The 13,220-nt window shown below is 33.4% G+C and carries 6 protein-coding genes; 5 read left to right on the forward strand and 1 reads right to left on the reverse strand.

Features of this window, described 5'->3' with window-relative positions; genetic code table 11:
- Positions 1-139 precede the first annotated feature (139 nt).
- The 5 genes from BWZ22_RS06250 to BWZ22_RS06270 all read left to right on the forward strand — a co-directional run bounded on the left by BWZ22_RS06250 (position 140) and on the right by BWZ22_RS06270 (position 10,160).
- Positions 140-2,821, forward strand: a complete 2,682-nt coding sequence (locus BWZ22_RS06250; protein ID WP_076698717.1) for a glycoside hydrolase family 3 protein — start codon at positions 140-142, stop codon at positions 2,819-2,821.
- A gap of 35 nt (positions 2,822-2,856) precedes the next feature.
- Positions 2,857-6,009, forward strand: a complete 3,153-nt coding sequence (locus BWZ22_RS06255; RefSeq protein ID WP_076698719.1) for a TonB-dependent receptor — start codon at positions 2,857-2,859, stop codon at positions 6,007-6,009.
- A gap of 19 nt (positions 6,010-6,028) precedes the next feature.
- Positions 6,029-7,546 carry a RagB/SusD family nutrient uptake outer membrane protein gene (locus BWZ22_RS06260; RefSeq protein ID WP_076698720.1) on the forward strand — a complete coding sequence of 506 codons (1,518 nt, stop codon included), beginning with the start codon at positions 6,029-6,031 and terminating at the stop codon, positions 7,544-7,546.
- 9 nt (positions 7,547-7,555) lie between these two features.
- Positions 7,556-8,686: an IPT/TIG domain-containing protein gene (locus BWZ22_RS06265; RefSeq protein WP_076698722.1), complete on the forward strand. Its 1,131-nt coding sequence runs from the start codon at positions 7,556-7,558 to the stop codon at positions 8,684-8,686.
- A 64-nt stretch (positions 8,687-8,750) separates the two neighbouring features.
- Positions 8,751-10,160 carry an endo-1,4-beta-xylanase gene (locus BWZ22_RS06270; RefSeq protein WP_232225238.1) on the forward strand — a complete coding sequence of 470 codons (1,410 nt, stop codon included), beginning with the start codon at positions 8,751-8,753 and terminating at the stop codon, positions 10,158-10,160.
- Positions 10,161-10,524: 364 nt separating this feature from the next.
- Here the strand turns inward: BWZ22_RS06270 and BWZ22_RS06275 are convergent, their stop codons facing one another.
- Positions 10,525-12,726, reverse strand: a complete 2,202-nt coding sequence (locus BWZ22_RS06275) for a beta-glucosidase (protein ID WP_076698725.1) — start codon at positions 12,724-12,726, stop codon at positions 10,525-10,527.
- Positions 12,727-13,220: the final 494 nt, after the last annotated feature.

Raw genomic sequence — 13,220 nt, forward strand, 5'->3', positions numbered from 1 at the left:
AATATAGGTGATAGAGCGAAAAAAAACAAAGTATAAAATATGGAAAGAAGTCCTAATTATAGGGTTTATGTTGTTTTTGCTTCTACTTATTTTCAATTACATATAAAAACAATCATTACCAATTTTAAATATTGATAGAATGCATTTTAACAAATACAGAGGCACAAAATTATTAGTTTATTTATCAAACTTTCGGTTGATTTCAGTAATGGTATTACTATTAGTTTCATCGTGTAAAACAAATGAAAAAGAGATTGACTCCTACAAATTTAAGTTTCAAAATCCATCGTTAAAAATTGAAGAACGTGTCCAAGATTTAATACATCAAATGACGCTTACAGAGAAAGTATCTCAAATGCGTTATGATGCTCCAGCTATTGATAGATTGGGAGTACCAGCATACAACTGGTGGAATGAATGTTTACATGGGGTTGCAAGAGCAGGTGAGGCAACGGTTTTCCCTCAAGGAATTGGCATGGGAGCCACATGGAATGCACCGTTAATTTACCAAATGGGAACAGCTGTATCAGATGAAGCAAGAGCTAAACACCACAAATTTATTTCCGAAGGCAAAAGAGGTATTTACCAAGGGTTAACATTTTGGACACCCAACATTAATATTTTTAGAGATCCAAGATGGGGGCGTGGACAAGAAACTTACGGTGAAGACCCATACTTAACTAGTAGAATTGGTGTTAATTATATAAAAGGACTTCAAGGAAACGATTCTAAATATTTAAAGGTAGTAGCCACAGCAAAACATTTTGCAGTACATAGCGGCCCAGAAAAATCAAGACATGAGGATAATTACCAAACCTCTAATAAAGATTTATTTGAAACCTATTTACCTGCTTTTGAAGCTGCCGTAAAAGAAGCTAAAGTACATTCTGTAATGTGCGCATACAATCGTTTTAGAGACGAAGCCTGCTGCGGAAGCAATTTATTATTACATAAAATCCTTCATAATGATTGGGGGTTTGATGGGTATGTGGTTTCAGATTGTTGGGCAATTAATGATTTTTGGGAACCTGGTAAACACGAGCTTGTAAAAACTCCAGAAGAAGCCAGTGCATTAGCCGTTTCTAGAGGAACAGATTTAAACTGCGGAGACTGTTACGACCCCAATTTAAAAGAAGCCGTTCTTAAGAAATTGGTAAATGAGGATACAATAGATTTAGCCCTCACTAAATTAATGACAGCTCGTTTCAAATTAGGAATGTTTGACCCAGAGGAAAATGTAAAATGGTCAAAAATTCCATATAGCGTTGTAGCAAGTCAAAAACACTATGATTTATCAAAAAAGATAGCAAGAGAGTCTATGGTATTATTAAAAAACCAAGATAATATTTTACCCTTAAGTAAAAATATAAAATCTGTAGCAATCATAGGGCCCAATGCAAATTCTAAGCCAGCGTTATTAGGAAACTATCATGGAACACCAAAAAATTACAATACACCATTAAAAGCTATCGCTAATAAATTGCCTAATGCTACTGTAAATTATGCCTTAGGATGTGATATTGCCATTGGTTGGCCTATGTTAAACACAATACCATCTTCTGTTTTAAAAAATGGGAAAAATAAAGGCTTAAAAGGAGAATATTTTAAAAATAAAAACTGGGAAGGAAACCCAGAATTTATAAGAAATGATAGTGTAGTAGATTTTATTTGGACGTTAAAAAAACCTATTGAGAATTTAAAAACAGACGCATTTTCAGTAAGATGGACTGGTCAATTAACACCAAACGAAAGCGGAAAATACAGAATAGGATTTAGAGCTAGTAGCGCAGGTAAACTATATTTTGATGATGATTTAAAGTTTGAATTTAAAGATGACCATGAGCCAAAAACTAAATACTTTGATATTAATTTAAAATCAGGAAAAGCCCATAATATAAAAATTGAATATTATAATTATCATTCAGACCCCCAAGCTCAATTTGTTTGGGCTAAAATAGATCGAGATTTAATAACACCAGCTCTAGAAGCAGCTAAAAAATCTGAAGTTGTTGTACTGTGTTTAGGATTGTCTCCAGATATTGAGGGTGAAGAAATGCCTGTTTTGTTAGAAGGTTTTGATAAAGGTGACCGGTCAGATATTACACTTCCAAAAACTCAAATTGAGTTAATGAAAAAAATTCAAGCTTTAGGTAAGCCTACTATATTGGTTTTAATGAATGGAAGTGCCTTAGCCGTTAATTGGGCAGCTAATAATATTCCCGCCATTATAGAGGCATGGTACCCAGGTGAATTTGGAGGAAATGCAATTGCAGATGTTCTTTTTGGAGATTATAACCCTGCAGGTAGATTACCTGTAACCTTCTATAAATCAATAAAAGACTTACCTGATTTTAAAAACTACAACATGGAAAACAGAACCTATAAATACTTTAAAGGCGACCCTCTGTTTCCCTTTGGTCATGGTTTAAGTTATACCAATTTCACATATTCCAATCTAAATATTCCTGATAGCATAACCATAGGTAGTAATATTGAAATAAATGTAGAAGTAAAAAATACTGGAGACCTTGATGGAGATGAAGTAGTACAATTATACATCTCTCATAAAGGCAAACCCAATGCGGCCATAAGAACTTTAGTAGAGTTTGAAAGAATTCATTTAAAAGCTGGCGAAACCAAAAAACTAAAATATAATATTAACCCAAAAAAATACAGTTTAATTAATGAAGATGGTAAACCTGTAATAGAACCAGGTAATTTAGTTATAAGCATAGGTGGAAAACAACCCGGTTTTAAAGGTCTTTCAAACACCCACACAACCAATGTATTAGAGAAGAAAATAGCATTAAAAAATAAGTAACAAATAAACTAAATTAATAACTTAAACTATTTAATATGATAAAACTAAAACTTTTAGGTATTGCACTAGTAATGCTATGCATGCAAAATGCATTATCACAGGTTAAAACGGTCTCTGGTGTAGTTTCAGACAAGAATGGCGTTCCGTTACCTGGCGTAAATGTTCTTTTAAAAGGCACTAAAAAAGGAACCTCAACAGATTTTGACGGAAAATATACTATTAATGATGTGAAAGCAAACAGTATATTTGTATTTAGCTATTTAGGATATGCAACTCAAGAAATTCCGTATAACGGTAAAAATGTACTGAATATCACTTTGAAGGAAGACACCTCTAAATTAGAAGAGGTAGTAGTAATTGGTTACGGTACCTCCAAAAGAAAAGACCTAACAGGAGCAATATCTTCTGTTTCTGCTGAAGAACTAAAAGACCAACCCTTTTCTTCTGTTGACCAAGCCTTAACAGGAAAAGCTGCAGGTGTTACGGTTTCCCAAAACTCTGGAGCTCCAGGAGGGGGTGTTTCCATTAAAATTAGAGGTATAACATCGCTTTATGGCAATGAACCACTTTATGTTATAGATGGAACCCCTGTATTTGCAGACAGAAATAATACTTCTTTAGATTTAGGAACCGCTACCGGAGGTGGTTCTGGGCAAAATGTAAATTCCGCTTTGGCTGGTTTAAACATGTCCGACATTGAATCTATTGATATATTAAAAGATGCATCGGCCACAGCTATCTATGGTGCAAACGGTTCTAATGGTGTGGTATTAATTACAACAAAAAAAGGTAAAAGAGGTAAAACTACTATTAATTTCGATCACTACACAGGTATTCAAAGTGTTGCTAAATACTATGACATGATGAATTTACAAGAATACGCTCAATATACCAGTGATCTATTGAAGTCAGATAACAGAGATGTTCCGTTTATATTTCAAAACCCTAGTTTATTAGGTAAAGGAACAGATTGGCAAAAGGAAATTTTTAGAAGTGCATTAGTAACAAATAATCAACTCTCTGTTTCTGGCGAAAAAAATGGAACGCGATACTATACATCCCTTGGATATTTTAGACAAGAAGGTGTTATTGTAAATACCGATTTTGAAAGAATTTCAATGCGTTTAAATATAGAAACAAAAGTTAATGATTGGTTTAAAATAGGTAACAATATATCATTAAGTAATGTTCAGCAACATATTGTTAAGAATGATGATAGAGGAGGTATTGTTTCTTCAGCCTTACGTTTAAGTCCGTTAATCCCTGTAAGATACCCAGACGGTAGCTACGGAGCTCCTAGTGGCGGTGTAAATGGTGCTTCTAATAATTATGAAGCAGTAAATCCTGTAGCCTATTCAGAATATGTTAACAATCTAGATAAAAAATTCAAAATAAATGGGAATTTATTTGCTGAAATTTCATTCTTAAAACATTTAACTTTTAGAACTGAATTGGGATATGATTTGAATGCTGGAGATAGTCGGGTATTCATTCCTACATATGAAGACATAGGTACAGCCGCAAATGAGGTAAATTCATCGCTTAAGCAGCAAGATCAAGGCTATTATTGGACCGTAAAAAACTTTTTAACGTATAATAACGCTTTAGGCAAACACAATATTAACGTAGTATTAGGTCAAGAAAGCCAGAAAAGTAATTTTGAATATTTAAGAGGATCTAGAAGAGATTTAGAAGGAAATAATGAATTTGATAATTTAGTTTTAGGTTTAAAATCTACCTCCGAAGTAGATAACCAAAGTTTTGCTTGGGCTATGCAATCTTACATTGCAAGAGCCAATTATAACTATGACAGTAAATATTATTTAACAGCCTCTATAAGAGCCGATGCTTCTTCAAATTTTGGCCCAAATAACAAATGGGGTTACTTTCCATCAGTTTCTGGTGCTTGGACCATTTCAAATGAAAATTTCATGAAATCTTCATCTGGACCTATAAATTTTTTAAAATTAAGAGCAGGTTATGGTGAAGTAGGTAACCAAAACATTCCTAGCTTCTTATATCAAACACAATTTGCTGCCGTTCCTTCATCTAGCGGACTTTCATATGTTTATACAGTAGATGGCAACCCAGATATTAAATGGGAAACTCTAAAATCAACCAATATTGGCCTGGAAATAGGGTTGTTGGATAACGCTATCAGATTGGATCTTGACCTATACCAAAAGAAATCCTCAGATTTATTAATTCAAAGACCAGCAGATGATAGAACAGCTGGAAGGGTGCTCCCTTATGAAAATGTGGGTGAAATGCTTAATAGAGGCTTAGATTTAAAGTTGAACACAAGAAATATTCAAACAGATAATTTTTCATGGAACTCTACTTTTATATTTTCAACATACTCTAACGAGTTAACCAAATTCTATGACGGAACAAAACCATTAACAGCCAATATTCCACAATCAGATGGTGAGTTATTATATAGCTATGTTGAAGAAGGAGAATCTTTAGGTCAAATTTACGGTTATGTTACAGATGGCATTTTTAGAACCCAACAAGAAGTTGATGAAAGTGCTATACAAGTTCCAGGTAAAACCAGTGTAGGAGATATTAAATTTAAAGATTTAGATAACGATGGTGAAATTACACTTAAAGACAGAACCTACATAGGGTCTGCTCTTCCAAAATTTACTTACAGTATAAATAACAACATATCTTATAAAGATTTTGATTTAAGTGTTGTAATAAACGGTTCTTACGGTAACAAAATATACAATCAAAATAGATTTTATACAGAAGCCTTACGTTTCTTAGGAGAAAATCAATCTAAAGATGCTCTAAATCACTTTGTTGTAAATTATTTACCAGATGGCGTTACTTTAGATGATGCCGCAAATCTTGCTCAAGACACAGATATTCCAAGAATTGATTTAGCAAACGGTAATTCAAACACACGGGTTTCAGACCGTTTTGTAGAAGACGGGTCATACCTTAGAATTCAAAACATTACCATGGGGTACAATATTAACTCTAATATTTTAAGTAAAACAAACTTCTTTACTAAAGCAAGAGTGTACCTTTCAGGACAGAATTTATTCACCTTCACTAAATATTCTGGTTTAGATCCAGAAGTTGGAAGTAGAAATTCAGATATAAGGTTTGCAGGTTTAGATGTGGGTAGATACCCATTAGCAAAAACAATAACCTTAGGTGTTAATCTAACATTTTAAAAAATTAAAATTGATTATTATGAAAAAACAAATAAAAAAAGCATTAATGCTAGTGACCATGATTCTTTGTTTGGTATCATGTTCGGAAGATTTCACCGAGTTAAGATCGGAGAATTCATTGTGCGTAGACTGTTTACCTCCAGGAGCATCTCCTTATGAAGGCATTCAGAACGGAATGTATACTAAAGGCTGGTTTGATTATAATTTTAAGGGCATGATAACCCAAGGAGATACCTATGCAGGCAACGTATGGGCTAACGATGGCGAATTTAGACCATTTGCAGAGGCATCTGTATTAAATGATAATCCCGTACTAAATACTAATTGGACAGCCTTGTTTTCTGTTGTGAACCAAGCTAATTCCTTAATACAAGATTTAATTAGAGACAAAGATAATATCCCTGAAGACGCCTATATTCAAGGAATTGGAGTTTCAAAATTCATGCGAGCTACTGCTTATTTTTATTTAGTTAGAATATGGGGTCCCGTACCTATTTTTGATGAAAACTCTGATGGTATAAATGCCAAAAGGAATTTAGAAGCCGATGTTTATAAATTCATCGAAATGGATTTAGAGGATGCCGTAGAAAAATTAACAACAGAACCAAAAACGGGAAGAGTTGGTAAATATTCTGCCATGGGCATGTTAGCAAAAGTGAAGTTAAACTTAAAAAAATATGATGAGGCCGCCAATTTATGTAGAGAAGTCATTAATAGTGGTAAGTACGATTTGCTAGAAGATTATGGTAACTTATTCAATAACCCCAACTACAACAATAACATAGAAAGTTTATTCTCTTTACAATGGACAGTAAATTGTAATGAATGGGGTACTCAAAATACAGAACAAGCCTTTATTGCACCATCAGGCTCTGGTATAACAGGAGGTGGAGATGGCTGGGGGTCTTACATGCCAACCACCGATTTACCTGGTTTATACGAAGATGGCGACAAAAGAAGAAAAGCCTCTATTATGATGGATGGTGATTTTTACCCAGAATTGTTAAGTAAAAAAGGTGGTTACACATACAATAAACTTCCTTCTCAAACAGCTTTAAACTTTAGAAAATATATTGTGGGTTCTGCAGATGATGGTTATAATGTTTGTTTTATGAGAACAGACCAAAACACCAATATGTTAAGATATGCAGATGTATTATTGATGATGGCCGAAGCCAAATTAGGAGCTAATGCCTCTACCTCTGACAGTGAAGCACTATCTGCTTTTAATAGAGTGCGTTCTCGTGCAGGTTTAAGTCCGGTTAATACCATAACCCAAGCCAGCTTATTTAAAGAAAGAAGAATAGAATTTTTATTGGAAGGGCAATATTATTTTGATTTACAACGTAGAAATAGAGCTGATGCATTAGCAGAAATCGCTGCTCAAGAAAGAGGTTTCTACGGTGATGATGCTAGAACAGAGTTGGTTTCTATTAAAATCACTCCAACAGATGAGTTCTTTTCTATGCCGTTACCGTCTGGTGCCATAAGTATCAATGAGAATTTAACAGCAGAACCTGTTCCTTTTAATTTTTAAACTACAACTATGAAAAATTTGATAAAAATATATTTAGTTTCGGCAATTTTTACCCTTACATTATTTTCATGCTCTGAAGATGACGTCGAATTACCAACAATAACGACTTTTTCTTCACAATCAAACCCAAATGCATCAGGAACTCCTGGTGAGTTACTTAAAATTGAAGGAACAAATTTATCTGGTTTGAAAAAAATTATTCTTGACAATAAATTTGATGTTTCCTTCAATCCAAATTTAAATTCTGATAATGCTATCTTTTTCAATATACCTAATTATGATTTTGAAAATCCATACAATTTTGGAGTTCAACCAATAAAGTTCATAACAGCAAATGGAGAAATTGATTCTGAAATTAACATTATACAACCTGCTCCTGTTTTTGAAAAATTTAGTGTTGCTAATCCTAAGCTAGGAGATAAAGTAACTATTAAAGGAAGTTGGTTTGTAGGTATTCAATCTGTTACTTTTGGAGGAGAACCACTAGAATATACACTAGTTTCAGATCAAGAAATGTACTTCTTAGTGCCAACTGATGCAACTGAAGGGCAACATGTTGTTATTACAACCGAAGCAGGAAGCACTGCAATTGTAGAGCCTGGTCCTGGTATTACAAACACTACTTTTCTTGATATCAATTTTGGATTCGTCAATTACTTATTTGAAGATTTTGATGGTAATGGTTTATATACTAGTACTTGGGGGTTTTATGGTGATGCAGGTGCTTTATCTGTAACCGCTACGGGCGAAACTGGTAATTGTGCTCAATATGATTATAATGGAGCAACAACATTCGGATATAATGGATGCCAAAATGATGAAGCTGGTGCATTTTTACCAAGTTCAGCCACAGAAGCTTCTAAAGTTACCTTCAAAATGAAGGTAAATGCTAATGCAGGCACATCTTTTGATGTCATTCTAGACACGTGGGCTTATAATTTCACCTTAGAAACAAGTGGATGGCAAGAAGTTTCAGCTAGGTTAGATGAATTTGGATCTGGATATAACCCTGGGAATGCAGCAACAGATACGGAAAAAGTAGATCCATCTGGTATACTACAGGTTAAAGTATCTTTACCCAATAACGGTAATGCTTCAAGTGTTAAATTTGATGATATTATATTTAAAGTAGAAGAGTAACCCTGATAAAGTAACACAAAAGGTTACTATATAAAAAATAGTAACCTTTTTTAAACATATAAAAATGAGAATAATCAAGATAGAAATGGGAATAGCTTTTTTTTTAGTGCTTACACTACTAAATTGTAGTGAAGACGATAATAAAAATTCCCCAGAACCTTCTACTAAGTTAGCTATACCATTTGCCTCAATAGCTAGTAATGTTACAGATGATTCCTTTCAAGCCAATTGGGTTTTGGTTCCCGAGGCAGAAAATTATTTAGTGGATGTTTCAACAGATAGCGATTTTTCTGTTATGCTTACTGGATACGATGCTCTTATTGTTCAAGATAACGCTGTTACTATAACAGGACTTTCTCCGGCAAGTAACTATTATTACAGGGTAAGAGCCCAAAAAGGCACAGAAATCACCAATAATTCAAATGTTATAACAGTTACTACAACAGGGGTTGCCCCTGAAGAATCTGAAGACCCTACTTTTCTTAAGGTCAAAGCAAATGCTTTAGAAAATCCTTTTTTTGTAGGTGTAGCGGTTAAATCCAATCAATTGACTGAAGGAAGTGCTTATGATGTGGTACTAAAAAATGAATTTAGCAGCATTACGGCTGAATATGAAATGAAAATGGACCCAATTTCCACAGGGAGCGGATCTTATAATTGGGAAGCTGCCGATAAAATAGTTAATTACGGAAATGATAACGGGATAAATGTTCATGGGCATGCTTTAGTGTGGCATAATGCCGTCCCCGATTGGTTATCTGATTTTTCGGGTACAGATGCTGAGTTTGCTTTAGAAGTAAAAAAATACATAACCGATGTAGTTACCCACTATGCCGGAAAAGTAAGCTCGTGGGATGTTGTAAATGAAGCTGTTGATGATAATGGTAACATGAGAAATACTATTTTTCTCCAAAAAATGGGTCCTGATTATATTAAAGATTGCTACCAGTGGGCGAGAGATGCTGCAAATGCTGCCGGAGATACCGACTTGTTATTGTTCTATAATGATTATGCAACATCTACCAATATACCTAAACAAGATAAAGTATTTAGTATAGTAGATAATTTAAAGTCGAACAACCTTATTGATGGAGTTGGTTTTCAAATGCACAATAATTATTTAAGCCCAACCAAAGAACAAATAGAGACAGACATAAATAGAGCTGTTGCCTTAGGTTTAAAAGTGCACGTTTCTGAATTAGATATTCAAGTGAACCAAAATAATGACATCTCTTACCTTACAGAGGAAAGAGCATTGGCTCAAAAGGAAAAATATAAAGAGATTGTTAAAATATATAACGCGCTTCCTAAAGCAAATAAATATGCTTTAACAGTATGGGGTTTTAAAGATAACGAATCTTGGATACCTTATAGTACCGACTTAAATCATCCAGGGAATGACTGGCCACTATTGTATAATAATAAATTTGAATTAAAAAAGTCTCATACAGGATTTTTAGAGGGGTTAGAATAAGTTTTGTTTAGTTTTTTAGTTTGACAAATCGTCTGAAAATACTTTTCAGACGATTTTTTTTATTCATAAAAAGGAGTTTATACTTTATTTGGGGTTATTTCTACCACATAACTTATTTAAATTACTAAAATCATTTTTCTGACAAGAATCAATCCTGTTAAAAACGTGTTACATATTCTTAATTACAAGGGTGAAATGATTTAAAGAGACCCCTAAGTAGATTTCTTAAATTGTTTTACAAATATTCTGGATTTATAAAGAAATGTTTTTAAAGATTAAAGAATAAAAAAACCCCAGATTGATAATCAACCTGAGATTTTAAAATCTATAAGTATGGTAATAATATACTGTTTTTTTAACAGTTCTAATTAATGTTTATTTTTATGGTTTTAATAATGTTATTAGAGGCATTGCCTACATAAACCTTGTAACCCCCATTTTCAAGGTTCCAATCAGAAATAGATTCGTCATAAAAAGCAAGATTGGCAGTATCTATAATAACTTCTACACTTTTAGATGCTCCCTTTTTTAAATGTACTTTCTGAAACCCTTTCAGTTCTTTTAAAGCTCTTTTTACCTTAGATTTTGGTTTACCAATGTATACTTGAACAACCTCGGATCCATCAAAATTACCACTATTTGTTACTTGGCAAGTTACCCTAATTTTGTCGTTAGGATGGTATGTTTTTTTATCCGTTTTTACATCTGTAATGTTAAAACTAGTATAAGAAAGTCCATAACCAAAGGCATAAAGAGATGGGATTTTTTTAGTATCATGCCACCTGTAACCAACTAAAATACCTTCCTTATAGTATTGTTCTTGATTTACCCCAGGATATGAAGATTCTCCAAATGAGTGTGCAGCATTATCTTCTAATTTAACAGGGAAAGAAAATGGTAATTTTCCCGAAGGATTTACATCTCCGCTGATGACATCAGCAATACTATATCCAGCCATACTACCTAAGTACCATGTTTGCATAAGGCCATCAATATTTTTTAACCAAGGCATTTCAACCGCATTTCCAGACATTAAAATATATCCAACATTTTTGTTTACTTTTAATATATCATTGAGTAATTCGTCTTGGCCAAAAGGTAAGTTAAACTGCGTTCTATCGGCACCTTCACAATCTTGAAGGTGACTTTTGTTCAACCCGCCAAAGAATAAAACAATATCAGCATTTTTTGCAACTTTTACAGCTTCTGTCCTGAGAGAGTCTGCGTTCAGTTTAGATGGTATAATAGCATCATAAACTGATGGGCCAGTTGCATACCCCATAGCATGTACAATATTTGCGTTTTTATAACGTACTTTTAAACCTTCTAACGGAGATATTTCAAATTGAGGTTTTAACTCTGAAGACCCTCCCCCGGCTGTCATAGAACGGGTTGCATTTTCACCAATAACTGCAATTGTTACTCCTTTTTTATCTTCAATAGGAAAAAATTTATTTTCATTTTTTAATAAAACAATTCCCTCTTGAGCAACTTTTCTGGCTACATCATGGTGTTCTTTATTATTAATTCTTCCAAAACCTCTATTGGTTTTTAATGTTGTACGAAACATTAATCTCAAGATACGTCTTACTTTGTCGTTAAGAACAGCTTCATCAATTTCTCCTGATTTTAAAGCTTTTAAAAACGGTGATGCTAGATAATAATTATCATAGTGGTTAACAGAGTTTGTGCCTAAACCATCTGTTCCTGTTCCCATTTCAAGATCTAATCCATTCATTGCAGCTTCCATTGTATTGTGCGTAGAACTCCAATCACTAATTACTACTCCATCATAATTCCAATCACCTTTTAAGATTTTTTTAGTAAGTAATTCGTTATGTGTAGCGTATTGTCCTCTAAATTTATTGTATGCTCCCATTACAGCCCAAACACCGGCTTCTTGTACAGCTGCTTTAAAGGCTGGCAAATAAATCTCATGCAAGGCTCTATCACTTACTTCTACATTAACAGTATTTCTCCAATGTTCTTGGTTGTTTAAGGCAAAATGTTTAACACAAGCGGCTACATTATTTTTTTGTACACCTTTAATATAGGGCACCACCATCTTTGAAGCTAAGAATGGGTCTTCTCCCATATATTCAAAATTTCTACCGTTAAGCGGGGTTCTGTAAATATTAACTCCAGGCCCTAGGAGTACATCTTTTTTCCTGTATCGTGCTTCTTCACCAAGACTAAATCCAATTGCTTCGGCCAATTCTGGGTTAAAAGTAGCTGCCAAACAGGTTAATGCAGGAAAAGCGGTGATTGAGTCGTTTGTCCATCCAGCATAATCCCATGAATCCCAGCTAATTTCGGCTCTTACACCGTGAGGACCATCTGACATCCATATTTCTGGTATTCCTAACCTTCCTACGCCTTTAGTGCTAAATTTAGATTGCGCATGGCACATATCTACTTTTTCTTTTAGCGTCAATAATGGTAAAATACTATCTATTTTTGACTCAATATTATGGTCTAATTTAGAACCCTTTTTTTGAGCAAAAATTTCAGGATTATTCACCAACATACAAGTTAAAATAAGTATGGATCTACAAAGTTTTTTCATTTTTCGTTTGAGTTTATATATTTATTTTTTAAAAAATAAAATTACTTTCTTGCTGTGTAAAAAGCAGCTATTTGTGAAGCAATGATTAAAACAAATGTTGCAATTCTTATAAATTAAAGACAGAAACTAGATGAAATCTATTATGGTAAGAGTTGAGTTTTGTAAAAACAAAATTTCCATGCTCTCTAAATTAACATTCTTAAAAAAAGTTTTTCTTCTGTGCTTTATCTTAATCTCTATGGTTTAATTTTTAAGACTATAAGTTTACAATAATACTTACTAATTGTATGGAATATTTTTAAGGACTTCAACGCTTTTTAAAGAGCCTTCCATTTAAAACATAAAATTATTACTATATCACATATCTTCTATCATTTGTAACATATGTTGTACCCTACATCTAAAGAGCCTAGTAATTTAGCTCTAAATAAATGTAACATCTTTAAAGTATAAAATGTTAACCTTTATAAAGAAAAACAATTAAAAGAAACATT

Origin of the sequence: Seonamhaeicola sp. S2-3 (genome assembly GCF_001971785.1) — a bacterium.
Classification (GTDB): domain Bacteria; phylum Bacteroidota; class Bacteroidia; order Flavobacteriales; family Flavobacteriaceae; genus Seonamhaeicola.